The sequence below is a fragment of the Segatella copri genome (genome assembly GCF_051861805.1).
Classification (GTDB): Bacteria; Bacteroidota; Bacteroidia; order Bacteroidales; family Bacteroidaceae; genus Prevotella; species Prevotella copri_M.
This window is the reverse complement of the sequence record NZ_CP146520.1, coordinates 3,608,454-3,632,729: the sequence shown is the minus strand read 5'-3', so window position 1 is coordinate 3,632,729 and position 24,276 is coordinate 3,608,454. Positions and strand designations below refer to the sequence as shown.

Below are 24,276 nucleotides of genomic sequence, written 5' to 3'. Positions count from 1 at the left end.
CAACGATGGCTAGTTTCACCTCATGTTCACCTTGTACTCATTTCTCTCATAGAATGTGGAAGTCTACCCCCCCCTTAATGTCCATTTTCAAAACAGAAACTGTCCCTATGAGATAGGGGAGGAAGAGGGGATGTGTTTGCGATAGCACCGCCCTAACTATATAAAAATAGGTAGTTAGGGCGGTATTATCGTTTATAGATGCGCCCTAACTATGTTAAAAAAGGTAGTTAGGGCGGTACTATCCTTGCAGATTTCATTTTTTTTGTTTATCTTTGCACCGATAGAATTTAGTATAAATGAAATAAAATCAGAAAGTTATGGATGCAAACGGAATAATAGGACGTGAATATGAGCAGAAACTCATTCTGGAACGTTGTAAAAGCAACAAGGCAGAACTGATAGCTGTCTATGGTCGTAGGCGCGTAGGAAAGACTTTTCTGGTTCGAAAAATGTTCAACGACCAGTTTGCCTTTTCCTTTATTGGTATGTATGAAGTGAGCCGTGCGGTACAGCTGGAGCAGTTTCGGATGGCGTTGGCGCAGTATGCTAAGCAGACCGTGCCCAAGCTGAAAACCTGGTTTGAGGCTTTTGCTGCTTTGCGTGAATATCTGTCGGGCTTATCTCTGCAGGAACCGATTGTTCTGTTCTTTGATGAGTTGCCTTGGATGGATACGCCCAAAAGCAATTTTATCGCAGCTTTCAGTTATTTCTGGAATTCATGGGCTTCTATGGTCCCTCAACTGAAACTTATCGTCTGTGGTTCTTCCACCACGTGGATGTTGGCTAAGTTTATAGGCGATAAGGGCGGATTGTATGGTCGCGTTACCCGGCAGATCTATCTGGCTCCATTCTCTCTGGGCGAGACAGAACTGTTCTTAAACGAATTGAAAGGCCTTGCTCTTACCCGCCAGCAGGTATTGGATGTGTATATGATATTGGGGGGTATTCCTTATTATCTTGATATGCTGGAGCGTGGTGTGCCGTTAGACGTGTGCATCGACAGACTGTTTTTCTCGCAGGATTCGCCATTACGTGGAGAATTCGATTTCCTCTTCCGTTCCCTCTTTAATGACTCCAAGCATTATCGCAAGATAGTAGAGGTGCTTTCTGAAAAAATGAAGGGGATGACCCGTAAGGAATTGATGGATGAGTTGAAACTGAAAGGCGGTGGACAGTTATCAGAAATCCTGGAGAATCTGAAGAAATGCGATTTTATCAGGAAATATGCTACCATAGGAAAGAGTGAAAGGGATGCCCTATATCAGTTAACTGACTTATACTCATTGTTCTATACCCGTTTTGTGGCAAATAACAGTGGGCAGGATAAGAACTTCTGGAGTAACATGCGCAATTCGGGAAGTAGAACAGCCTGGAGCGGTTATGCTTTCGAACAGGTATGCCTACATCATATCCCACAGATCAAGAAGGCATTGGGTATTTCTGGTGTTTTGGCGAATGTTTATTCCTGGTCCTGCCGTCCTTTTGTAGATTCTACTGGTGCAGAATGGCGAGGAGGTCAGATAGATATGCTGATAGACCGTGCTGATGGAGCTATCAATATCTGTGAGATGAAATATGCCAAGGATGAGTTTGTGATAGATGCCAGCTATGAGCAGCGGCTGCGTGACAGGATGTCTTCCTTCTCTGTGGCGACCAAGACGAAGAAGGCATTGCTGCATACTTTCATCACGACTTATGGGGTGAAGCAGAATATGCATAGTGGATTGGTGAATAGTGAGGTAAGGATGAATGATCTCTTTGGATAAATGGTATTTTAATGTCCGTTTTCAAAACTGATACTGCCCCCATGAGATAGGGGGCAGGTCGGTGAAAAACGTTGAAAAATCGCCTAGAAATATCTCTTCTTCATTTTCTTCAAGAAATCCTTGGTGATAGGGAAGCCGGAGGCATCACCTATTACGGAGTCGGTATGACAGAAGGGACATTCGGCTGTAGGCGGCTCATCAGGGAGGTAATCCGTGATTTCTGATGGCGTGAAGAATCCGTTTCATCGTATGGCAGTTCATCCAATCCCCTTTTATCCTTGGCAGCCTGGTTTCTCTCCCAGATCCATTCGGTGGTAAGCGGAGTACCGACAACGATGGCTAGTTTCACCTCATCGCCACGATATACTTCCACGATGTCACCCTTCTGGAATCCTTCTCCTCCAGCTCTTCCGTTTCTAAAACTTCGAGTTTGAAGATGGCAGGAACATCCCGATGCTGTGGATGCTCAGCCAAATGCTTAAAATCTTCGTATGTCATGGGATGTTTATCTTAAGAATTTGTGAAAGTCAATCGTAATCCATCGGCTAACCCACTCTGTGTCAGGAAATCACCCATTCCAGAGTATTCACATCGTCTTTGACAGAGAAGTTCAAGCCCACCTTTACCACCTTCTTGCCGCTCATCTTGAAAGCATCGGCATAATGCCTTGCCTCTATCTGGGCGAGAGCCTCCTCGGCACTCTTGTTGAATTTCAGTTCCATCACATAGATGGTGTCGGCAGTCTCCAGCGTGATATCGATTCTGCCCTTCGCCGTATGCTGCTCCACGAGGATATCGTAGTTGGTAAGCAGGGCAAAGAGGATGTAAAGCATCTGCTGGTAATGCCCCTCGTAATTGGTGTTGTCGCAATACGGAATGGTTTCCAGGAAATCAGCCAGCATTTGCAGGGCTTCATCCATTTTACCACTATTAATATAGGAAGAAATGTCAGCTATCACAACCCTACCCGTATCTATTCCCGATCCAAGGTAGCCTGGCAACAAACTGTCGAACAGTCCCACCTCAATCTCCTTGTTAGGAAAGTCGAGCGTATAAACATCTATCTTCTTTTCGTAGTCCTTGATGGTGAGATAGCCACTCTGATACAGCAGAGGAGTGAGCGAAGTCATTCTTTCCGTTGCAGCGTCAAAGGAGGAAGCCTTAGCCCTCACTCGCCCCAACTGCGATGGCAACACATGAAACTCCCTCATTTTTTCAATCAGATAAGTAGGTGTACCGGATCCAAACCAATAAGCCTTCAGCTTGCCATCAGCAAAGCAATTGAGCAAGCTGTAAGGATTGAAGACATCAGGCGATGGCCAAGTGAAGTGATAACCATCATAATGGTCTTTGAGTTCCTGGATAGTCTCCTCCCTGCTCAGTTCCAGATGCTCGGCAAGAGCATCGATGTCATCACTCATCTGGGTCAACAGTTCCTCCTTGGTGATGCCACAGATGCCGGCATAAGGCTCGTCCATGCTCACATTCTTGATGTTGTTCAGCTCGCTGAAGATGCTGAGCTGCGAAAACTTCGTGATGCCCGTCATAAAGACAAATCGAAGCATAGACTCGTTTCCCTTCAGAGGACTATAGAAGTTGCGCATCAAATTACGAAGCTCATCGAGTTTTTCCTTTTCATGCGCCACATCCAGCAGCGGAGCATCATATTCATCTATGAGCACCACCACCTGCTTGCCTGTCTTATGATAAACTGCATTTATCAAATCGTCAAGTCGAATATTAACATCTATTCTATTGCTCTTGCAATCGAACCTAGCCTCTTGCTTTTCAATAATATCCAACAAATAACGATTCAGCTGCTCCTTCTCCATGTGCTTACCCTTGCTCAGGTCGAAGTGCAGCACGGGATACTCGTTCCACTCCTTCTCCAGCTTCTCGATGGCAAGCCCCTTGAACAGTTCCTTCTTTCCTTTGAAATAACTTTTGAAGGTAGAAACCAGCAGCGATTTGCCGAAACGGCGTGGGCGACTCAAGAAGAAATACTTTCCATCGGTATGTGTCATACGATAGATGTATTCCGTCTTGTCGATATAGAGGTTGTCCAACTTGCGGATTTCCTCAAATGTCTGAATTCCTATAGGATATAATTTTCTTGCCATTGCGTCATCGAATTAATTCATTTGCAAAGCTACAACAAAAAAATGATACCACCAAATTTTTATGAGGGAAAAGTTCTATTCTTTTCGTGGTGAAAGCTTGCGGACAATAGGTGTTGCTTGAAATCTTCGTATGTCATAGGATGGTTATCTTAAGAAGTGAAAGTCAATCTTGGGTCTAAGTTCAGGGAGACCATCTTCATCAGGTTCTATCTGATTCAAAACTGATACTGCCCCCATGAGATAGGGAAAAAGATGGGGGAAAACGTTGAAAAAAACAGCCCCCATCTGAAAGTGTATCAGATGAGGACTGTTTCTGTAAAGTATAGTTGCCTTTTTATCTGTTTCTTTGTACAGTATCGACTACAACATCGCTAGGAATCTCTGTAGGAATGTCTTCAGATGGTTCTTTGTAATTTGGATCTGGCTCATCTTGTGGAGAATCATCTTCGTCTGTGATATCTGGTGCATTGAGCTTTCCTTCCTTCTTGGCTTTCAGATACTCTTCGTATTCCTGACCATTATAGTCTATCTTTTTGAGTAAACTCTCTTTAACGGCACCCTGGTCTTTGCCGATAATATTAGTGATACAACTTATATCTCTATTACATGCATAGTTGTACAGTTCAGGTATGTCATCTGAAAAAATAGTACTTTCTCCAGAGGCCAAATCTACTCCTTGATGTACTTTCTTTGCTTTTATAACACCAGTTGAAGATTGCATGATAGTGATTTCAACTGAGTAATCTGAACCCTTTACCATTTCTGATCCTGTATTTCGGATAGGTTGATCGATTTGGCAATGAAGTCCAGTGGCATCACGTCTCCAAGCATAGTTGCCTGTTTCATTAATAAGTGAGAGCGACATGTTGTTGGAGTACTTATTGATAAGATAGCTTATAAAGTCACTACTTTCAAGCATCAGTTTGCCAAGTTCCAAGTCAGGCATCTTTTTGATTGGCACTCCTGTTTTCAGAGCAAGTTCGTTACTTACAGAGTCGAGTTTGAGGACGGAGAATGTATTGATAATCTTAAAAGTCTTGTTGTCTGTTGACTTGAAAATTATCTTTGACATTCTTGCGTTCTTGATGCTGACCATATAGCTACTGTCCTTCTCATTCTTCTGAATGTCGAGATCACCTTTCTCGATACTGTCAGGCAATGATAAGTCACCATACAGCTTTGCTGCTGGATAAATGTCATATGCTGTCGCTTTGTCACCGTCTTTGACGGCTGCGATAAACTGGTTGGTCAAATCTTCGACCGTACTCTTGTTAGAGTCGCATGATGACAGTCCTAGGACTGCCATCAATGCTATAGTTATGATACTTTTTGCTTTCATAAAAAATGCATTTGTGTCCGGATAAAATCTCAGAAGAGGTAAACCCCTCTATGTATTGAGGCTTCGGACTATTAATACTTAATTCTTTAGTTACTTTGAATATGGAATGGATATCATCTTGCTCCGTAGTGCCATAGAACTTCTTGATATGTAGATGTTGTTTAATCCAGCGAAATTGGCATGCCAATCACCTTTGTAACGGTCAATACATTTCTGGAAGTCATAACGAAAAACCAGAGACATAATCAGAGAAAATATGGTCTTCTTTGTACGCATTACAGAAAATCAGAGCTATTTGAGGCTCGTCTACAAAAGTACAAAATTTAATCCAAAAATTCAAAGAACGATATATTTAATTATTTTTCAATAACTTAGACTACATAATCCGGATTTTATCCGGACAGTAGTGGACCTCTAATTTGTAATTACCACTTTATAGCAGCCACTTTCCCGTTTTTGGTGTAGATGGCTCTAGGAAATCTTGCATTTATATATGACGCAGTCATTGCAAAGAGTCGTGTCGGGAGATATACCTTATAGCCGCTTTCTACTCTTACAAAGCCATATGCGATAAAATTAACGTCCTGCATTACAAGTTTATATTCTCGAACAATGCCCTCAGGCATACCTATGTATGGTCTAAAGTCTTCCATCGCATCGAATGCTTTTCGACCATACTTCTGTACGAGAACCTTTTCCATTTGTGCATGCTTATTCCTTGCAGCGTCTTGTATTTTCTTTTTAGCTATTTGGATTTTTTGTCCCTTGGCTTTAATAGCTTCATCTGGGGTATCATATCCATAATATGTAGGCTTGAAAACACCTGTGTTGAAGTCGAGGTTTATACCAGCAACCAATTCGTATTGTAAGTTGTCTTTATACTGATGTAATCTGTTGTCTCTTGCAGGACGTTCAAAAACAGAACAGTCTGGTCTCATATTGTCATAGATTTCTGTTCCTTTTTCTTTGAAGTAACCAAACATACATTTTCCTGAAGGGTCGTAAAGGAAAGCTTGCTCGTTACAACTATAGAAATCATTGACAAATTCTGGCATTCTTGAAGTTAGTGAGACCAAGTTATCATAATTGTCAATATCTACTTCCGGTATATTGAGAATGACTACTCTGCCATCGGAAAAAAGAATGACATCATATAAGCATCCTCCATAAATATCATCCTGACAATCTACGTCTTGATAATAAAACTTTTTCGGAGCTGGAAGTTGTTTGATGATTTCATACCATTCTTTCGGGTCTCTGCCACTTTGGCAAAGAAGATATCCGATACAAGTAGCAATCTTGTCGTTCTTGCCTAGAAAGTATTGGAATGCTTCTTTGATGGTTTTGCGCGATCCAGGACCATTCAGGTAGGGGGTTAACTCTTTCTTTATTTGTGGGACAAACTGCTCTGGATTTGAAGAATTCTTCATTCCATCAATAAAGTCTGTTAAACTTTTCTGAGCAAATCCATTAGTTGAAAATAGCAAGAAGAATGCTATAAATAAGTATTTAACAAATGTCTTCATAATTGTTATTATTAAATGTACGTTGTTTTTTATCAGTTGCGGGGCTATGAGTTTTATTTTTTTCTTTCAGATATAAATGCTTACTTTATGAAAAAATCTAATTTAAAACCTTCGTCTCCCCAATATAATTTTCCATTCTCTATTCCTAAATATCTTGAGTCATGTATCAAATTTGTGCCTTGGTATGGTTCATAAACATCAGAATCGCGCATATTGGCACCTTGCTCTTTTTCTGGATATGGAAAAGGAAAACCTACCTCTATATCTGCTGCTTCTTCTATTGTTCCAAGGCCTGCAGGACCATTGTCGCGTTCTTTTCCAGTGATATATTTTCCTGATAAACTCTTGAGTATAGGAGAATAATGCCCTGTACTTTTGTCTCTTGCAGTCTCTACAGTCCATGTATTGTCATCATTTTGCTCTCCTTCTTCAAATGTCAGTTCGTTTCCTTTGCAGGTAAGAGTCTTATTTGTACCATGCAAGAATATCTGGAACTTTGTCTCTGGTATTTCGGATTTTCCAAACATATCACCCGTTGTGAAGAAATGCTTGCGTGCAAAACTGTCTCCGCGATCTGCGGCTTTTCCATACCATTTTATTGCTGATTTGTAGTCTCTTTTGCAACCAATTCCTTTACTGTAAAATATTCCCAAAGCTCTTTGTGAATGGGCAACCCCCTGTCTGGCAGATGCTTCGAACCATTCTTTAGCCTCTTCTTTCTTTGAGGCTTTATAAAGTAGGTATGCATAATGATTTTGGGCAATAGGATCGCCTTGATTGGCTTTCTCCAAGATTTGGATACTGTCATTGTCATTTCCTGCCAATGCGAAAGATGAGCCTGCGATAAACATAGTTATCGTTAGCAGCATAAGTTTAAAAAGATTCTTCATAATAATACAATTTATATTATAGTTTATATTCTCTGCTCTTTCTGCGCCAAATACATTTGTTTTGTTTCTTGCTCTCTTCTATATCGAGAGCGAAGATTCCAATGAACTTATAGAATTCCATTCCAAGTTCGTCTTTATGACGAAAGAATGTGATGCGTAGTTTGTTGTCTTCAATGCAAGCGTTAACATGCTTCTTACGCTTTATCTCATCCTTTTCATTGAATTCTTCGAATGTGTCTTGGTCTTCCGAAAGATGGTTGCTCCACCCGCTGCGGTTATGAATATTAGGATACCAAATTTCCAGTTTCTCCTTGTTGGGTACAGAGGCTGTTCCAACTCTCAAATAGCCATGATACTTCGGCTTAGTATTGAAAACGGCGCAAATGTCATCTATAGTTCGGAGCTGATCATTGTCCTCGGCTTTAAACACACCTTTCTGTTTGTGATATTCCACAGAGAGCCATTTGCTCATATCCCACGGCTTTAAGTCTTGGATTTGATTAATGCGCTCCTTGATGAATGCTACACATTGGTCTATTTGCTGATGAATCTCATTTAGACTTAACCATTCGCCGTTTTTGTTTGGATTGCCACAGGAGATGATGAATTGGTCGTTTTGAGTTAATTTTATGATATTCTCATTTCGATAATCATCTTCTTTCTTTTGAAAGGCGTGGAAAGGCTCGTTGATTTCGACAAAAATTCCAATTTGTGGAAGATATAAGTCTGCCAAAGCATATCTTCCATTTGGAAGTTCTACTTTCTGTTGTACGACAAATCGAATTCTCATATCATCTAGTTTATCCCAGATTCGATGGATAACATAGCTTTCGGTCTTCTTGTGTTTAATGCTGAAGAAGAGGTGCTCCATGTAGTCCAATTGGTAATCAATAGGTGCTTTCTGTTGTCTCATACGCTAATCATTTACTTGTTTGTTATTTCATTCTTAGGCACAAAAAAGGTGCGAACCAATTTCATTCTGTTCTGAAGGTTCTGGACTACCTGTACACAAAGAATGAAAATCAGCTCACACCAATGGGTGTATGTTGATACCCATCCCACTAATGCGGAATGGTTACAATAATACACGATTGGCTGAACAACTTCTGACTTCGTTCTTGCGTACAATGAATTGTCCAGATTCTCAGTACGAACTAAGCATGGTTGTTTCCTTAACATGTCTGCTGTTTGTTTAGAACAGCGCTGCAAATTTACTATTTTTTTTTCAAAGTTGATCATTGTGAACTGATTTTTTTGCAAAAATAGGTGATTTTTCTATTTTTTCAGCGTTCCATTCTGTTCCATGTTTAAAATATGGGGCATTTTTAACGAAAATGTTGACTTTTTGTGTGCTGGTTGGATTTGTTTCTGTATCTTTGCAGCATGGAACAGATATTACGTGAAATGATAGAAAGGATGGTGGGGCGCAAGATGGTTGTGCCTCGTGACTTCGTATGGTTAAGCGAAAAGGTGTTGGAGCGTACCCAGCAGAGAGTGAGTGCTTCTACGCTGCGACGATTCTGGGGATACGTGAACGAAGGGGTTACTGCCAGTAAGTTTACCAAGAATGTTCTGGCAATTTTTCTCGGCTATGCGGACTTTGAGGAGTTTGTCTTGTTGCAGGGGGCTGGAGAACAGCAGAGCCAGATGGTTATGGGCAGGGAAATATCTTGCGATGATCTTTATGAGGGACAGATGCTCAAACTTTCCTGGCTGCCCGACAGAACCTGCATCATCAGGTATCAGGGAAACGGAAGTTTCAAGGTGGTGTCATCAGAAAATACCAGATTGGCGAAAGATGATACTTTTGAGTGCCGTCATTTTATCAATCATGAGCCTGCTTATCTCCATGCTTGGAAACATGGAGATAGGGAGCCGGTCACTTATGCCATAGGTAAGAAGAATGGCATTATCGTGGAGCATTATCTGGAAGATTGAAATTCCGCCAAGGTGGGCTTCACATATCTCTCAGCGGTATAGGAGGATAGCTCATAGATGATATCTGCCTTGCCGGCGATGTCTTTAGAGAATGTCTGCGGATAAGTCGTTGTGATGAATTCATTACTCTTATCGACAAACTGATTGAATGCTTCGCTCTTTTTCACTACAGACTGGATGGTGTCTATGCCGGATTCCTTCCACATCTTGTCGATTGTCTTCTTGCCTTCGGATATGAGTTCGGCGCTTTGTAAATGGGATGCAGAAGATGGCTCAGCAGCTGCTGGCTGCTGGGAATGTTTGCTTTCAGAGAGTGGGGCTGCATCACCCGCTTGCTGGCGGATGACTGTATCCTTCTTGGCTTCGTGATGTGCCGGGGGGATGCTAATGCTCTTTTTCTGCTGATGCAGTAAAGGGTAACTGATGAAGCCAAATAAGATGATACAGACCAAAGCTGCGATTCCGATACGCTTGATACCGGATGGATGGCTGTTTCTGCGAGCCATGAAATCGGCTCTGAGTTCGTCAACATTGGCATATCGCTGGGCTATGGGAGCCTTGCAACGCTTGATGATTGCTGTATAGGGTTTGCCTGGAAGTATCTTTTCCAGGATACAGCCTATGCTGAAGACGTCGTTGCGGATGTCTGCCTGCTGGGATACAATCTGTTCTGGAGAGATGTAGCCCGGTGTTCCGGCTGGCTGTTTGAGGATGGCAAAGTCGTCGGTATCTGAAAGTCCGAAATCGATGACCTTTACATGATTGCCGTTATGGGTAATCATGATATTGGAAGGCTTAAGGTCTCTGTGTACTATCTGCTTGGCATGGATGTAGTGTACGGCATCAAGTAGCTGGAGGAAGATTGCTTCTCCTTCAGTCTTGCTGCCGCTCCAGTGTTCCAGCGTGATGCCATCTATCCATTCCATCACGATGCAGATACCCATTTCCGGTATTTCTTCCATGCTGTAGACTGATACGATGTAGGGATGCTGCAGGGATATGAGAATGTCGAATTCCTTATGCAGTAAGTTCTTGTAATTTTCGTCTTGACGGTATTGCTCCTTCAATCCTTTGAGTACCCACCATCTGCCATAGCGCTTTGCCTTGCAAAGAATGTTGAATCCTTTGCAAGGTAAGGGAGTAAAGTCTGAAAATTGCTCAGACCTTCTGCTTTCTTCTATGATAATTCCAGAATATGAATCCATGTTACTCAGACTGGGTTGATAATTCGGTTGCAAAATTAACTAAATAGAGATACCCATCCCACAGAAGCGGGATGGATATGAGTATACATATTGGGGCAAACAACTGGAACTGTCATTCTTGTGTACTGCGAACTGTCCAGATTCTCAGTCCGAACTAAGCGTAGTTGCTACCTCTTTATGTCTGCCGTCATTTCTAATGGCATTGCAAATATAGGCATTTTAAAAGGAATTTTCAAGCGAAAGAGAATCTTTTAGTATTCTTTAAATTTTTACGATGTTTTTTGCCTGTATTTTTGTGGTATTTTACTTTGTGTTTTTGCGATAAATGGTATCGCATTTGCAAATATATATGAAGTTCCAGAATATGCAAATCCCCAACCTGCTAAGAAAAGCGGGTTGGGGAAATTATGATAGATTTTGCTTTCTTCAGATAATATCCGATTGTGAATTACAATGGATACTCCTCGAAAGCATAGAGTACAGTGCTTAAATAACGCTCGCCAGTATCTGGCAAGAGGGCTACAATCTTCTTGCCCTTGTTCTCAGGACGCTTCGCAATCTCGGTGGCTGCAAAGGCGGCAGCACCTGATGAGATTCCTACCAGGAGGCCCTCGGTCTGAGCCAGGTCACGACCTGCCTTGATGGCATCATCGTTCTGAATGTCCAATACCTCATCGATGAATTCTGAAGAGTAGGTCTCTGGAACGAAGCCGGCACCGATGCCCTGAATCTTGTGAGGACCGCTCTGTCCGCCGTTCAATACAGGCGATGTGGCAGGTTCTACGGCAATCACCTTCACGTTAGGATTCTGCTCCTTCAGGTACTTGGCGATACCCGAAATGGTTCCACCAGTACCTACACCGGCTACGAAGATATCAATCTCGCCATCGGTATCTGCCCAGATTTCTGGTCCAGTTGTGGCATAGTGCTTGGCAGGATTGGATGGGTTGGTAAACTGTCCCAGAATCACGGAACCCGGAATGGAATCGCGGAGTTCCTCTGCAGCCTTGATGGCACCAGGCATTCCGTCCTTGCCGCTGGTCAATCTCACTTCTGCGCCGTAAGCCTTCACCAGGTTTCTGCGCTCCACACTCATGGTTTCTGGCATGGTAAGGATGAGGTGATAGCCCTTTACGGCTGATACCAGAGCCAGGCCTACACCCGTGTTACCGCTGGTTGGTTCGATGATGGTGGCACCTGGTTTCAGGATGCCCTTCTGCTCAGCGTCTTCGATCATTGCAAGTGCGATACGATCCTTTACGCTTCCGCCAGGATTGAAGAATTCTACCTTGGCAATCACAGGAGTCTCCAAACCCTTGGATGCTGAATACTTACCCAATTCTACCAATGGGGTCTTACCGATTAAATCAGTAATCTGCTTATATATCTTTGCCATAACTGTACTCTAATTTAAATCATTAATATTTTTACTTTACGTAGGTAAATGCCTCATCGAGAGCCTCAATCAGGTCGTCGATGTTCTCAATACCGATGCTCAATCGAACGGTAGAAGGATAGATGTGCTGCTCCTCCAATTCCTCTGGGCTCAACTGAGAGTGGGTGGTTGTTGCTGGGTGGATAACCAGTGACTTCACGTCGGCTACGTTAGCCAGCAAAGAGAAGATGCGCAGGTGGTCGATGAACTCCCATGCCTCTTTCTCACCGCCCTTGATATCGAAGGTGAAGATAGAACCACCGCCGTTAGGGAAGAGCTTCTTGTAAAGCTCGTGGTCTGGATGAGAAGGAACGGCTGGGTGATTAACCTTAGCTACCTTAGGGTTGTTCTCCAGATACTCTACTACCTTCAATGCATTCTGAACGTGACGCTCTACGCGGAGGCTCAATGTCTCCAAGCCCTGAAGAAGAATCCAGGCATTGAATGGAGAGATGGTTGCACCGGTATCACGAAGGATGACCGCACGGATTCGGGTTACGAAGGCTGCTGCTCCGGCTACATCTGCGAATACGGCACCATGATAAGATGGGTCTGGCTTGGCGAGAGTAGGGAACTTGTCGGCATTTGCCTTCCAGTCGAACTTACCGCCATCTACGATGACACCACCGAGAGATGAACCGTGACCGCCGATGAACTTGGTTGCTGAGTGAACCACGATGTCAGCTCCGTGTTCGATAGGACGGATGAGGTATGGGGTGCCGAAGGTGTTGTCGATAATCAATGGGATGTTGTGGCGATGAGCAATCTCTGCCAACTTATCGATATCGGTTACATCAGAGTTAGGATTTCCGAAGGTCTCTGCATAGAGTGCCTTGGTATTGTCCTGGATGGCAGCCTCTACCTGCTCGAAGTTGCGAGGATCCACGATGGTGTAGCTAACACCCTGTGTGGATAATGTATGAGTGATGAGGTTATAAGTACCACCGTAGATGTTGTCGGCAGCTACGATGTGGTCGCCATTCTGAAGGATGTTCTGCAGAGCGTAGGTAACGGCGGCAGCACCAGAAGCGACAGCCAAACCGGCCACACCACCTTCGAGGGCAGCTACACGGTCTTCGAATACACCCTGAGTAGAGTTGGTCAAGCGACCATAGATGTTACCTGCGTCACGGAGTCCGAATCTATCGGCAGCGTGCTGAGAGTTGCGGAACACATAACTTGTGGTCTGGTAGATAGGCACCGCACGAGCGTCGGTAGCTGGATCTGGATTTTCCTGACCTACATGCAACTGAAGTGTCTCAAAGCGAAGTTTCTTTTCTGTACTCATAATCTATGTCCTTTCTTTAATTTTACGTTAATATTCAATCTATTCATTTATATAAATTGCCGCCCAGTTATCCAGTCATGATTGGCATCATGCTGTTTGTTCTGATTGACGCTGCAAAGGTACGGCGATTTTTTGGATTCTGAAATAGCACATGAGTAGTATTCCTGCTACCACGTTTGTGGTATTCGGGTGATTTTTTGCTAAAAAAGGGGCAAAATTACCTAATTTGGCCGTGATTCGTTACTTAATTTGGCTGCGTGAACCATCTCTTGTTCATTAGGCCTATTTTATTTTTATGTTTTTAACTAATTCTTATGCAGTCTTTTCGCTTTTTCACGTATCTTATATATATTGTGCACAATATCGTACACCCAACATGAAGATAGAAAAGCTGATAGAAAGAGTAAAGGCAGGTGATACTGACGCCTTAAAAACTGTTTATCAGGCGTATTCTCAAAGGATGAGAAACGCTTGCATAAAAATTACCCAAGAGGACGAGGACACGGTGGATGACCTCGTCCAAGAATCGTTTATACGTGCCTATTATTCTTTGGAAAAGCTAAAGGATGCTTCAAAGTTTGGGGAATGGCTTGTTGCCATTACTAAAAATGTATCCTTGCGATATTTAGAGAGGAAGCGTAAGATACAAGTGCTATCTTTCTCTGAAATTGGGGATGGGTTTGATGTGGAAAGTTCTTATACTTCTGATTCCAAATTGGAAGAAAAAGAACTTTTTGAGCTTATCGACAAGTTGCCTTCCGGATACCGCAACGTGTTCAGAATGGCTGTCATTGACGGCTTTTCGCATAAAGAAATTGCAGAAAAGCTTGGTATTGAGCCACATAGTTCATCATCACAATTGACAAGAGCAAAGGGATTGTTGCGTAATATGATAAACAGGCGAATGCTGACAGTCATTTCCATATTGCTCGTCAGCATACCTATATATAAATATCTGTTTTGGAAGAGAGGTACGGAAAAGGAGCAACAACCTGTAGCCAATATAAATGATGCTGCCAAGGGAAAGCGTTCTGTTGATCGTGTAACAGTGCAGCCTACTACCCAATCTCCTGTGGTTGACAAGAATATAATAGCAACGGCAAGTCCGAGCAAAATGAAATTGCCGGATTACATTGTTGTTGATTCTGTTGGCATTCAAACAGATCATGAAACTGATTTCAAAACTGATGTCGAAACTAATTATGAAAAGACTGATTCGGCAATCAATATTGTAGTAGCAATAGATAAAGATAGTGTTTCACTCGATACAATAAAACAGGTTGTTCCTGAGCTAGAAAAATTTATAGCAAAGGAAGTTACTCCAAGTTACAAAAGCAAGTTGCATCTGCTTGCCATGGGTTCTGTGGGTTCTGCATTGGCTCAGAGTGCTTATAAGATGCTTGTGGGCAAGGGAGAAGATATAACCGATGGTCCTCAACCTTCAGGTCCACAAATGTTTTCAACTTGGGAGGAATATTCTCAGTATTTACAGCAGAATGCGCATGGCAATATGTCGGAGGCAGAAAAGGCTCTTATGGAAATCGCCATCAACAATACAAACAACATCAATAACATTAAAAACGGTGGAAAAATCGTAGAGCATGAGTATCATGACAAACCAATCACATTTGGATTGTCCATGACTAAGACTATCAATAGAAAATGGAACATGGAGACTGGTCTTCAATACTCCCAACTGAAGTCTGAATTCATATTAGGTGAGGATGACTACTATGTACAAAAGCGACAGAAAATTCATTATTTGGGTATTCCTTTGCGTTTGTCATACAAGTGGTTTGGCGCAAACAGGTGGACAGCATACACTTCTGCAGGTATCATCCTGAACATACCTTTATCTGGCAAGACAGATGAACAATATGTAACAGGAACAGTAATTCCATATTCAGATAGCTGGCATTTTACCCCACCATTCCAATGGACAGTTGGTACGGGTGTCGGATTACAATATAATTTTGCGAAGAATTGGGGTGTTTATCTGGAACCGACATTCAGTTGGCACATACCTAATGGAAGTACGACGCATACCATTTGGACAGAACATCCATTTACCATTACCGTTCCTTTTGGAATCAGGTTTACATGGTAAAAACAATGTCCCATGCAGTCTTTAGAACTTTTGGTGTATCTTTAATAGTAGAAACACAAAAGTTTCTTAAGACACATGTACAAGACGAAAGAGTTCCTCAGAACAATCGTTAGAAGCGATAATCGATACTTATAAGTTGATTGAGTCAATTCGTTCAATTCAAAATTAAAAATAGATATAGTTATGGTTAAACAAGTTGTATTTTTAGTTATGGCTGCTATGGCAATGGGAGCTTGTTCTACGGAACAGAATGTCATGGAGCAGGTAAGAATGAGTGATGTGGTAAACTCTGGCTGTACATCATCCTTCTCAGCAACAGAAAGTCGTCCTGAATATTATAAAGCAGAAAAAGAAAAGCCTACACAGATGTCGGTTTCTGTTGATGCAAAAGGTATTGCTCATTTTCAAGTAACAGACCTTCAGGCAAATTGTGCAGTAAATGGATTTAGTCCTCAAGTATATTCACAAGACGGAGAAATCCGTATTGTGTTGATTCCTTTGGGAGATTCCACGATTGAGGCAGACTGTATGTGCAACTATAATGTAAGTTTCAATCTATCGAACTTAGTTTCCGGCACTTATCATGTGATGGTATATCGTTCTGATTTCTCGGGCAAATATGATTCAGCCAAGCCATGTTATGAAGGAAACATGTCCTTTGTGCCAAATAAAAATATAGAGATTGAGTTAAAATAAATAATTGAAGTTTCGCAAGTGGTTCAAGTACGGGCTGAAGGCCCAAAAGCTTCTAGCCCAGGGCATCGCCCTGGGTATAATAGCAATCAACAAGGCGCCCTGTAAGGGCAAAAGCTTTGTAAATTGCCTGATTCTTTTGAAGCTTTTGCCCTTACAGGGCGACAAACTTGCGTCCATGATTACCCAGGGCGCTGCCCTGGGCTAGGAGCTTCTGCCCTTTCAGGGCGTGTGGAGCTCACTTGCGAAACTTGAGTAAATAACAAAGTTCTCTCTGTTACTATAGCCTAAATTAAGGCGATAAATAGCAAAAAGTGGCAATAGGTGTGCGTAATCTCATAAAAAACTGTCCTCATCTGGATGGGTGTTTCAGATGGGGACAGTTTCAGTTATGTTTTGCTACATTACAGCTATATTTCTGCTACATTGCAGCTATGTTACAGTCTAAATCCTAAGCCGATGGTCATCGGGTAGCACTCGGGAGCCTTGGTCTTGTTGAGCAGCGGGGTTATTCCGGCACGGGCGTAGAGTATCACTCCAGAGTAGCCGGCACGGGCTTCCAGGTTCAGGCCGATAGGGTTGAGGTTGATATCGCCCGTTTCTGTATGCTTGTGCTTTCCTATGAAGTAGCGGGAATGCTCGTGCCAGCGGTATTCTACCGATGGACCTAACGCCAGGAATGCATCATGGCATCCTATGCGCTTCTGCCACTCCAGCATGATAGGCAGGCGGAGCACATTGTAGCTGATATAGCTTTTCTTCAGCGTCTCGCCTTCTATCGGAGTCATTGCAGATACCCCGTTTTCGGTGCTTAATACATAATTGTCCTTGAAATGGTGGTGTACCTGTCCGATGGAGAGAGAGGAGGTGAGCGCCATTTCGTTGGAAAGGCGGAAGCAGAGACTGGTGAGGGTGATGCCCCATTCCCACGACTTGGAGTCGCGACTGTGCATCTCGTTGTTGCCTCCCATGCTTCCCCTGCTGCCTGGCAACTGGCTGCAGCCGAAGAAGAAGGTTGGATAATGACTCTCCAGACTGCGCTTGCGCTTGCTCAAAGTCTGAGGGATGAAAGGCGAGGTGACAAATACCTTTTCTACTTCCTGACCATCTACGAATTGGGTCTCTGAAATCTTGGTCATCTCATTGCCGTTCATCTTATATATCTTCACAGAAGTCTGTTCACCATCCTGCTTGATGACGATGTTCTGGTCGTTCACTCTGATTGTGGTGTCGTTAGCCTCTACAGAGGCTGGTGCACAGTTGCTGTTGGTTTCAGCAAGGGCGAAGGCTGGCATCATGGCAGCCATCATCATTACGTTTTTGATATTCATAATACTATAATTTTATGTTGTTTCTTATTCTTATTGAGAGGATTCCTGAAGGAAAATGTTGTTTCTATCTTCTGGAATAGCAGAGTTGCATGATATCTTCGGGCGACAGGTCGCCTTCGATATAAATCACGGTTCCCTTGCTTTTATTCGGATTACTGAAGAGGATAAAGCGGTTGTTGCCATTGCTCAAGGGGGGCATCATGTAATAGCCGCTCACCATCTTGCCATTCTCCACCACCTCTCTGATTTTCTTTGCAGCCTTGCGGTCGGACTTCAGATAGTGGGCTATTTCCGTGGCATGGTTTTTATATACCAGGCTCTTGTATATCTTGAGCTTGTAACCTTTGAGTTGCGCATTCTGCATCGTAACCATCTTGCATCCCTTGGCATGCCCGAATCGTTGGAATATACTTTTTACGTATAGTCCCTCCTGGGCATTAGCCGAAATCGAGGCTACCACGATAAGAAGCAGTCCGATGAAGAAGCGTTTTATCAAGTTGCATCGTTTCATATTCTATACCTTATTATATATATATTATACTTTATAGTTTGATTGATTGTTTCATCTAAAAGATGAATTTATTGTTTCATCATATCCAGGGCACTGAATGGATCTTCGGAATCTGCCGAAACATCATCCAGGGCATCCAGGGCTTCATGGTGAACGAACTCCTGGTCGGTATAAACCTTACCGTCGATAACTGCATAACATTCTGGCTGAGGCTGGGCTATCTTCTGGATGCCCACAATCAGGAATGCGATGATAGCGGCGGCTGCCACAGAAGTGCCGAAATATTTGAGCCATCTGCTGCGAGAAGCTTCCTTCTTCGAGATTCTCTCTTCTTCCTTCTTTTCGATATCCTCCTTTTCTATCTCTTTCTCTTCTTTTTCTTTTAGAATTTGAGAAAGATTCATCTGTTCGAATCCGATATAACTGAAAAGGGCGCGATAGGATTCCCATTCTTCAGGAATATCATTGGCATGCTCTTCGAAATATTTTCTGAGCGTTGCCTCTTCCTCATTGGATGTGGCACCATCCATATACTTGTCGAGCAAGTTCTGTATCGTCTTGAATTCATTTGTATTCTTGAATTCATCGATTCTTTTTATTTTATCGTTCATCTTCTTTCCTCCTTCTTTATTTTGTTCTGTTCTGTTTCACGAGATTCATATAAGTCTCTCTGATTTTGAGTCGGGCTCTGGAGAGATTCTTTCGGAGATTATCGGCAGTGCATCCCGTTATCTGCATGATTTCATCGGCAGTATAGCCTTCTATCTCCTTCATGCGGAATATCTGCTGCTGCAAGGGCGGGAGCTGTGCCACTATCTGCTTGATGAGGTTTACCTCGTCCCGTTGCTCTGCCCGCCGGTCTTCTATGGGTACTTCCATCACCTTGTCGGTGGTGAAGTTCCGCTCCTCATGTCGGCACTGGTCATAAAACTTGTTGCGCATGATGGTGATGGCGAGCGCCTTGAGGTTATCTTCTGCCTGGATATTCTGGCGCATGTCCCACAGCCTGAGCATGACTTCCTGCACGAGGTCTTCGGCATTGTCGTCACTCTCAGTCAACCTTAGCGCATACGCTTTCAGGTCGCTGCGCATCGGTAGGATGATATGGTTGAATTCTTCTGTTCTCATAACCTTAACACTCTATAGACGTATGAAATTGAAAAATCGGACATCTAAAAAAAGATTTTTTTCAAAAAATGCTTTCTTTTTTCAAAGAAATATATTATTTTTGCAGGCATAAACATGAAATTTAGTAATCGAAGAAATAAAAATTAGCAATCGAAAACATTAAAAAACTGAATGGCTTATGGCATCAATAGTTTCTATTATTCCCATCGTGTTGCTGTTCATCCTGATGCTCGGCTTCAAGATGGCAGGTCATAAAAGCGCCTTGCTGACGCTCGTAGTTACCGTGTTGCTCGCTCTCTTCGCTGCTTCGCCGCTGGGCATGATTGCCCCGGAACATGCGGAGGATAGCGTGATCGCCCTGACGGGATGGGCGGTGGTGGAAGGCATCCTGAAGGCGGTGTTCCCGATTCTCATCATCATCCTGATGGCTATCTACAGCTATAATATCCTCGTGGAAAGCAGGCAGATTGAGGTAATCAAGAGACAGTTTACATCGATTACCGATGATAAGGGACTGCTCGTGTTGCTCCTTGTATGGGGATTCGGCGGACTGCTCGAAGGTATGGCGGGCTTCGGAACGGCGGTGGCGATACCTGCCGCTATCCTCATCGGACTCGGCTTCAAACCGATGTTCTCGGCTCTGGTTTCCTTAATCGGTAATACCGTGGCTACGGGATTTGGTGCCGTGGGTGTACCGGTTACTACGCTCTGCAACGAGGTGGCGGAAAGCGGATCGGCTTCGGCGGCACAGATTTGCGAGACTTCGGCCTTCGCCATTATCCAGCTGGCACCTCTCTTTATCATCCTGCCTTTCATCATCCTGACGCTTACCGATAAGCACAATCTTATCAAGAATCTCATCATCGCCCTCTGGGTGGGAGTGATTTCCGTGGTAGTGCAGTTTGTATGCGGCTATTATCTCGGTTCGGAAACACCAGCCATCATCGGTTCGCTGGCAGCCATTATCGCCATCATCGCATACGCCAAGGTGTTTGCCAGAAAGAGCAAGGTGCAGGATAAGGAAACCTTTACGCTTGCCGAGAGCCTGAAGGCATGGAGCGTTTACCTCTTTATATTGATATTCATCCTGGTTTCCGGCGCACTCTGTCCTCCGGTCAATGCTTTCCTCAAGAGTCATCTGGTGAGTGCGGTTCATCTGCCAGTGCTCGATAGCACCTTTAAGTTTGGCTGGATTTCCAATGCAGGACTGATGCTCTTCCTGGGTGCTACGATTGGTGGATTGGTTCAGGGATTGAGCCTCAAGCGACTGATGGTGATTCTTGCCCGTACCACGGTGAATCTGCGCAAGACGGTGGTGACCATCTGTTCGCTGATAGCCCTGGCGAGTGTGATGAACTATTCGGGAATGATTACTTCCATCGCCTCAGGTCTGGTGGCTGTAACGGGCGACTTCTATCCTCTGGTAGCGCCGATGATTGGTGCCATCGGAACCTTCGTTACGGGTTCTGATACCTCTTCGAATATCCTCTTTGCCAAGCTCCAGGCTCATGTTGCCAACCAGTTGGGTATGACGGGACAGAGCACATTCTTTGGTATGGAGGGTGGTCAGGAGAACTGGCTGGTTGCCGCCAATACCACGGGAGCCACGGGTGGCAAGATGATCAGTCCGCAGAGCATCGCCATCGCTACTGCAGCCTGCGATATGGAGGGGAAGGATGGAGAGATTCTCCGTTCGGCCATCCCATACGCCCTGCTTTATATCGTTTTGGGCGGACTGATGGTTTATTTTGGCTGCTAATCTTCTTCCTTATATAACAAAAGAGGATGTGTCATAAGTCCATGGCACATCCTCTTATATTTTTTGCCTTAAGGCTAATTATATTTTCCCTTAAGGCTAAATATATTTTTCCTTAAGGCTAAATATATTTTCTTCCAAGTACGCAAATCCGCCGGTACGCCTAGCGGGAAATATAACGAAATCGACATTCTATCATTTACGCATGTCTTTTCTCGTAAGCCAGGCTGTGGTCGTGTTGGTCGATATCATGCTTCGACTTGCTCTTTACCACGAGCCATACACCAGAGAATACGAGGATGGCGGCGATGGCCTGCATGCCTTTGAACACGGCGAGACCCACGATGACACTCACGGTGACTGATACCAGCGGCTGCACATAGTTATATACACTCACCACGGTAGGGCGCAGAGTCTTCTGACCAATCATCATGCAGATGTAGCCCAGATAAGTGCCGAAGAGAACCACGTAGCCCGTTTCCCACCAGGTGCTCATCGGAACATGAGCAAAGTCGATGCTCATCACGTGGCTGATGGTGAAAGGCCATATCAGGACCGTTGCCCAGAGGAACATCCACTTGTTGATGGTGAAGAGCGAATACTTAGACAGCAGGTTCTTGAAGAGCGACAGGTAGAGGGCGAAGGAAAGCTGCGCCGACATACAGAGCAGGTCGCCCCAGATGTTTCCCACCTTGGCATTGCCAGCCGTAGCACTCGTCATGATGATGATGACGGCACCTGCGCATCCCATCAGTACACCGAGCGCCTTCTTCCAGGTGATAGGCTCCTTCAATATCAGGAAGGAGAGAACCATGGCGAAGATAGGCATCGAGGTGGTCATGATGCTGGAGTTGCTAGGCGAGGTCATGTTCAGACCGATGGTGTAAGAACACTGGTTGAACACGAGGGCGAAGAGTCCGGCAGCAGCAAACTTGAAGATGTCTTTTACTGGAACATGCTCTTTCTTGGTGAATAATGAGGTGAGCCAAAAGAGGAGCGCGCCACCCAAAACACGGAAGCTCACCAGGTCGATGCCGTCGATGCCGTGAAGCATGGCATCCTTGCCTACGGGAGCCATCAGTCCCCAGAATGCGCCTGAACAGAAGAGGCACAGGTGGGCGATAAGAGGTCGTTTGTTATCCATTTTTCCTTATTTCTATTTAAATCTTCTTTATTTTGAATAAAATCGAGTGCAAAGGTACAAAAATTCGAGGAATTTTGCTATATTTGCGGTATATTTTTTAGAAGTTAAAGGAGTTAAGAAGTTAAAGAAGTTAAGACAATAGTCTTTTTTCCGTTCTTGACTATTAAAGATAGGAGATTATTCTTATGCAGAAATATGCTGATTATATCAAACAGATAGAGATAGAATCTCTCTGGAGCGGTACCAAACATATTCTTTGGAACCTCGACCGCCGTGTCAATATCCTGAGTGGTGTAAACGGCGTGGGCAAGAGTACTATATTAAATAAGGTGGTAAAGGGCCTGGCGGCTGGCGGCGAATTCCCTAGTCACATGATCAAGGGCGTACACCTGAAGGTGGAGCCGGAGGAGGCAAAGTGGATTCGCTACGATGTAATCCGATCGGTGGATAGACCGCTGATGAATGCCGAGATGATCAACAAGATAGACCTTACCCTGGTTACCGAACTCGACTGGCAGCTCTTCCAGCTGCAGCGCAAGTATCTGGATTACCAGGTGAACATCGGCAACCGCATCATCGCCGTGCTTCAGAGCGGCGAACCGGATGCCGCCTTCAAGGCTCAGCAGCTGAGCGAACCGAAGAGGATGTTCCAGAATATGATAGATGATCTTTTCAAGGATACCGGAAAGACCATCATCCGAACAGCCAATGAAATCCGATTCAACCAGATGGGCGAGCAGCTTCTGCCTTATCAGCTTTCGGCAGGAGAGAAGCAGATTCTTGCCATCCTGCTCACCGTGCTGGTGGAGGACAACCAGTCTTATATCCTCTTTATGGATGAACCGGAAATCAGTCTTCACCTGGAGTGGCAGAAGCAGCTCATCGGTCTGGTGCTGAAACTGAATCCGAACATCCAGATTGTCATGACCACCCATAGTCCTGCCGTGGTCATGGATGGCTGGATGGATCATGTAACGGAAGTGGATGATATTACTATCAAGTAAAATAACGGCTTATGGCTAAACGTTTAACCGATAACATCAACTCGCTTTACTTCGAGGCCGCCAACAGAATGACCTCGAAGAAGGCTCGGCGCAAGATTGTGGCTTACGTCGAGAGCTACGATGATGTCTTCTTCTGGCGGTCGGTATTGGGAAAGTATGAGGATGACACGCGTTATTTTGAGATTATGTTGCCTACCCGCGATAACCATCTCGACCGTGGCAAGAAGGCGGCTATCGGAAATATGCTCAAGGGGGTGGGCAAGGATATGATAGCCTGTGTGGATGCCGACTATGACTATCTGCGTCAGGGCACCACCGAGGCTTCTCAGCAGATGCTGGAGAGTCCCTATATCTTCCATACCTACGCTTATGCCATCGAGAATTTCCAGTGTTACGCCAAGGGTTTGCACGAAACCTGCGTGATGGTGACGCTGAACGATACCCATATCTTCGATTTCGAAAGATTCATGGAGGCGTATTCCCGTACAATATGGCCGCTCTTCGTGTGGCATCTTCTTTTCTATATCCGTCATCGCAAGATGTCGATGCATTTTGACATGGCTGAGTTCGACAAGGTTATCGTATTGCCATCGGTAAGAATCCAGGAACCTCAGCAGGCCATCAATTATCTCGCCAAGAAGGTAAGGGCGAAGCTTTTCCAGCTGGAGCGCCGCTTCAAGAAGTTCAAGGATGAACTTCCGGATATGATTCAGTATCTGAATGCTTTGGGGGTGAACGAGCATAACACCTATTTATATATACAGGGGCATCATCTTTTCGACTTGGTTGTGAGTCCGCTGGTTCAGAGTGTCTGCGATACCCTGCGCAATGTAAGGGAGAATGAAATCCGTGACAGGGCGGTTCATTCCGAGCAGGCACGCACCGAAATGGCTTGCTATGAGAATAGTCTGGGCAAGGTGAAAATGATGATGAAGAAGAACACCTTTTACCAGTTCTCTCCGGAATTCCAGAAGATTCAGGCGGATGTGGAGAAGTATCTGGAACAATCATCCTGAAATGAAATTGCAGAAATAAACTCTTTATATCGAAATAAAAAATGCGAGCCGGAAATGGCCCGCATTTTTTTATTTTGAT

General features: G+C 44.1%; 22 protein-coding genes. 7 read left to right on the top strand and 15 right to left on the bottom strand.

Features of this window, described 5'->3' with window-relative positions; genetic code table 11:
• Positions 1–317: 317 nt before the first annotated feature.
• A complete protein-coding gene (locus V8Z93_RS14380) occupies positions 318–1,766 on the top strand; it encodes an AAA family ATPase (RefSeq protein ID WP_203041895.1) in 1,449 nt (482 codons plus the stop codon).
• Between the two features lie 151 nt (positions 1,767–1,917).
• On the opposite strand, the gene V8Z93_RS14375 is transcribed toward V8Z93_RS14380, so the two are convergent.
• The 7 genes from V8Z93_RS14375 to V8Z93_RS14345 all read right to left on the bottom strand — a co-directional run bounded on the left by V8Z93_RS14375 (position 1,918) and on the right by V8Z93_RS14345 (position 8,554).
• Complete coding sequence (locus V8Z93_RS14375; RefSeq protein ID WP_439431942.1) at positions 1,918–2,139, bottom strand: hypothetical protein; 222 nt, start codon at positions 2,137–2,139, stop codon at positions 1,918–1,920.
• Complete coding sequence (locus tag V8Z93_RS14370; RefSeq protein ID WP_439431941.1) at positions 2,112–2,264, bottom strand: hypothetical protein; 153 nt, start codon at positions 2,262–2,264, stop codon at positions 2,112–2,114. Before V8Z93_RS14370 ends, V8Z93_RS14375 begins: the two co-directional genes overlap by 28 nt.
• A gap of 62 nt (positions 2,265–2,326) precedes the next feature.
• Entirely contained in the window at positions 2,327–3,886 is a 1,560-nt protein-coding gene (locus V8Z93_RS14365; RefSeq protein ID WP_439431940.1) for an ATP-binding protein, read from the bottom strand.
• Positions 3,887–4,220: 334 nt separating this feature from the next.
• Positions 4,221–5,225, bottom strand: coding sequence for a hypothetical protein (locus tag V8Z93_RS14360; RefSeq protein ID WP_203041899.1), 1,005 nt, complete (start codon positions 5,223–5,225; stop codon positions 4,221–4,223).
• A 425-nt stretch (positions 5,226–5,650) separates the two neighbouring features.
• On the bottom strand, positions 5,651–6,751 hold the full coding sequence (locus tag V8Z93_RS14355; protein ID WP_439431939.1) for a hypothetical protein: 1,101 nt from the start codon (positions 6,749–6,751) through the stop codon (positions 5,651–5,653).
• Positions 6,752–6,831: 80 nt separating this feature from the next.
• Entirely contained in the window at positions 6,832–7,641 is an 810-nt protein-coding gene (locus tag V8Z93_RS14350; protein WP_295402662.1) for a tetratricopeptide repeat protein, read from the bottom strand.
• A gap of 16 nt (positions 7,642–7,657) precedes the next feature.
• The gene (locus tag V8Z93_RS14345; protein ID WP_439431938.1) at positions 7,658–8,554 is read right to left on the bottom strand and encodes an AbaSI family restriction endonuclease; all 897 of its coding nucleotides are present in this window, start codon (positions 8,552–8,554) and stop codon (positions 7,658–7,660) included.
• Between the two features lie 470 nt (positions 8,555–9,024).
• On the opposite strand from V8Z93_RS14345, the gene V8Z93_RS14340 reads away from it, so the two are divergent.
• The gene (locus V8Z93_RS14340; protein ID WP_439431937.1) at positions 9,025–9,579 is read left to right on the top strand and encodes a hypothetical protein; all 555 of its coding nucleotides are present in this window, start codon (positions 9,025–9,027) and stop codon (positions 9,577–9,579) included.
• On the opposite strand, the gene V8Z93_RS14335 is transcribed toward V8Z93_RS14340, so the two are convergent.
• The 3 genes from V8Z93_RS14335 to V8Z93_RS14325 form a co-directional block, all read right to left on the bottom strand.
• Positions 9,564–10,784, bottom strand: a complete 1,221-nt coding sequence (locus V8Z93_RS14335) for a serine/threonine-protein kinase (RefSeq protein WP_439431936.1) — start codon at positions 10,782–10,784, stop codon at positions 9,564–9,566. The two genes, V8Z93_RS14340 and V8Z93_RS14335, sit on opposite strands and share 16 nt — an antisense overlap.
• Positions 10,785–11,232: 448 nt before the next feature.
• Complete coding sequence (gene cysK, locus V8Z93_RS14330; RefSeq protein ID WP_203051681.1) at positions 11,233–12,180, bottom strand: cysteine synthase A; 948 nt, start codon at positions 12,178–12,180, stop codon at positions 11,233–11,235.
• Between the two features lie 31 nt (positions 12,181–12,211).
• Positions 12,212–13,507, bottom strand: coding sequence for an O-acetylhomoserine aminocarboxypropyltransferase/cysteine synthase family protein (locus V8Z93_RS14325; RefSeq protein WP_006849406.1), 1,296 nt, complete (start codon positions 13,505–13,507; stop codon positions 12,212–12,214).
• Between the two features lie 376 nt (positions 13,508–13,883).
• Here V8Z93_RS14325 and V8Z93_RS14320 point away from each other — a divergent pair, with 376 nt between their 5' ends.
• On the top strand, positions 13,884–15,614 hold the full coding sequence (locus V8Z93_RS14320; RefSeq protein ID WP_439431935.1) for a sigma-70 family RNA polymerase sigma factor: 1,731 nt from the start codon (positions 13,884–13,886) through the stop codon (positions 15,612–15,614).
• Between the two features lie 183 nt (positions 15,615–15,797).
• On the top strand, positions 15,798–16,310 hold the full coding sequence (locus tag V8Z93_RS14315; RefSeq protein WP_439431934.1) for a hypothetical protein: 513 nt from the start codon (positions 15,798–15,800) through the stop codon (positions 16,308–16,310).
• Between the two features lie 434 nt (positions 16,311–16,744).
• On the opposite strand, the gene V8Z93_RS14310 is transcribed toward V8Z93_RS14315, so the two are convergent.
• From V8Z93_RS14310 to V8Z93_RS14295, 4 genes are all read right to left on the bottom strand, one after another.
• Positions 16,745–17,638, bottom strand: a complete 894-nt coding sequence (locus V8Z93_RS14310) for a hypothetical protein (RefSeq protein WP_439431933.1) — start codon at positions 17,636–17,638, stop codon at positions 16,745–16,747.
• Positions 17,639–17,702: 64 nt separating this feature from the next.
• Positions 17,703–18,149, bottom strand: a complete 447-nt coding sequence (locus V8Z93_RS14305; protein WP_439431932.1) for a DUF6108 family protein — start codon at positions 18,147–18,149, stop codon at positions 17,703–17,705.
• 68 nt (positions 18,150–18,217) lie between these two features.
• On the bottom strand, positions 18,218–18,760 hold the full coding sequence (locus V8Z93_RS14300; RefSeq protein ID WP_439431931.1) for a hypothetical protein: 543 nt from the start codon (positions 18,758–18,760) through the stop codon (positions 18,218–18,220).
• A 16-nt stretch (positions 18,761–18,776) separates the two neighbouring features.
• The gene (locus V8Z93_RS14295) at positions 18,777–19,277 is read right to left on the bottom strand and encodes an RNA polymerase sigma factor (RefSeq protein WP_439431930.1); all 501 of its coding nucleotides are present in this window, start codon (positions 19,275–19,277) and stop codon (positions 18,777–18,779) included.
• Between the two features lie 178 nt (positions 19,278–19,455).
• On the opposite strand from V8Z93_RS14295, the gene V8Z93_RS14290 reads away from it, so the two are divergent.
• Positions 19,456–21,036: an L-lactate permease gene (locus V8Z93_RS14290; protein WP_118313164.1), complete on the top strand. Its 1,581-nt coding sequence runs from the start codon at positions 19,456–19,458 to the stop codon at positions 21,034–21,036.
• Between the two features lie 196 nt (positions 21,037–21,232).
• Here V8Z93_RS14290 and V8Z93_RS14285 read toward each other — a convergent pair whose 3' ends face one another.
• A complete protein-coding gene (locus tag V8Z93_RS14285; protein WP_203039785.1) occupies positions 21,233–22,177 on the bottom strand; it encodes a DMT family transporter in 945 nt (314 codons plus the stop codon).
• 185 nt (positions 22,178–22,362) lie between these two features.
• Here V8Z93_RS14285 and V8Z93_RS14280 point away from each other — a divergent pair, with 185 nt between their 5' ends.
• Positions 22,363–23,181 carry an AAA family ATPase gene (locus tag V8Z93_RS14280; protein WP_203049737.1) on the top strand — a complete coding sequence of 273 codons (819 nt, stop codon included), beginning with the start codon at positions 22,363–22,365 and terminating at the stop codon, positions 23,179–23,181.
• A gap of 11 nt (positions 23,182–23,192) precedes the next feature.
• A complete protein-coding gene (locus V8Z93_RS14275; protein ID WP_439431929.1) occupies positions 23,193–24,197 on the top strand; it encodes a DUF4435 domain-containing protein in 1,005 nt (334 codons plus the stop codon).
• Positions 24,198–24,276 lie beyond the last annotated feature (79 nt).

What these genes read in the sequence shown, in the direction of transcription:
- V8Z93_RS14290 (WP_118313164.1), top strand. Translation starts at nt 19,456, where the DNA reads ATGGCATCAATAGTTTCTATTATTCCCATCGTGTTGCTGTTCATCCTG.
- V8Z93_RS14295 (WP_439431930.1), bottom strand. Translation starts at nt 19,277, where the DNA reads ATGAGAACAGAAGAATTCAACCATATCATCCTACCGATGCGCAGCGAC.
- V8Z93_RS14370 (WP_439431941.1), bottom strand. Translation starts at nt 2,264, where the DNA reads ATGACATACGAAGATTTTAAGCATTTGGCTGAGCATCCACAGCATCGG.
- V8Z93_RS14280 (WP_203049737.1), top strand. Translation starts at nt 22,363, where the DNA reads ATGCAGAAATATGCTGATTATATCAAACAGATAGAGATAGAATCTCTC.
- V8Z93_RS14335 (WP_439431936.1), bottom strand. Translation starts at nt 10,784, where the DNA reads ATGGATTCATATTCTGGAATTATCATAGAAGAAAGCAGAAGGTCTGAG.
- V8Z93_RS14325 (WP_006849406.1), bottom strand. Translation starts at nt 13,507, where the DNA reads ATGAGTACAGAAAAGAAACTTCGCTTTGAGACACTTCAGTTGCATGTA.
- V8Z93_RS14350 (WP_295402662.1), bottom strand. Translation starts at nt 7,641, where the DNA reads ATGAAGAATCTTTTTAAACTTATGCTGCTAACGATAACTATGTTTATC.
- V8Z93_RS14340 (WP_439431937.1), top strand. Translation starts at nt 9,025, where the DNA reads ATGGAACAGATATTACGTGAAATGATAGAAAGGATGGTGGGGCGCAAG.
- V8Z93_RS14300 (WP_439431931.1), bottom strand. Translation starts at nt 18,760, where the DNA reads ATGAACGATAAAATAAAAAGAATCGATGAATTCAAGAATACAAATGAA.
- V8Z93_RS14310 (WP_439431933.1), bottom strand. Translation starts at nt 17,638, where the DNA reads ATGAATATCAAAAACGTAATGATGATGGCTGCCATGATGCCAGCCTTC.
- V8Z93_RS14365 (WP_439431940.1), bottom strand. Translation starts at nt 3,886, where the DNA reads ATGGCAAGAAAATTATATCCTATAGGAATTCAGACATTTGAGGAAATC.
- V8Z93_RS14355 (WP_439431939.1), bottom strand. Translation starts at nt 6,751, where the DNA reads ATGAAGACATTTGTTAAATACTTATTTATAGCATTCTTCTTGCTATTT.
- V8Z93_RS14360 (WP_203041899.1), bottom strand. Translation starts at nt 5,225, where the DNA reads ATGAAAGCAAAAAGTATCATAACTATAGCATTGATGGCAGTCCTAGGA.
- V8Z93_RS14320 (WP_439431935.1), top strand. Translation starts at nt 13,884, where the DNA reads ATGAAGATAGAAAAGCTGATAGAAAGAGTAAAGGCAGGTGATACTGAC.
- V8Z93_RS14285 (WP_203039785.1), bottom strand. Translation starts at nt 22,177, where the DNA reads ATGGATAACAAACGACCTCTTATCGCCCACCTGTGCCTCTTCTGTTCA.
- V8Z93_RS14345 (WP_439431938.1), bottom strand. Translation starts at nt 8,554, where the DNA reads ATGAGACAACAGAAAGCACCTATTGATTACCAATTGGACTACATGGAG.
- V8Z93_RS14380 (WP_203041895.1), top strand. Translation starts at nt 318, where the DNA reads ATGGATGCAAACGGAATAATAGGACGTGAATATGAGCAGAAACTCATT.
- V8Z93_RS14275 (WP_439431929.1), top strand. Translation starts at nt 23,193, where the DNA reads ATGGCTAAACGTTTAACCGATAACATCAACTCGCTTTACTTCGAGGCC.
- V8Z93_RS14305 (WP_439431932.1), bottom strand. Translation starts at nt 18,149, where the DNA reads ATGAAACGATGCAACTTGATAAAACGCTTCTTCATCGGACTGCTTCTT.
- V8Z93_RS14315 (WP_439431934.1), top strand. Translation starts at nt 15,798, where the DNA reads ATGGTTAAACAAGTTGTATTTTTAGTTATGGCTGCTATGGCAATGGGA.
- cysK (WP_203051681.1), bottom strand. Translation starts at nt 12,180, where the DNA reads ATGGCAAAGATATATAAGCAGATTACTGATTTAATCGGTAAGACCCCA.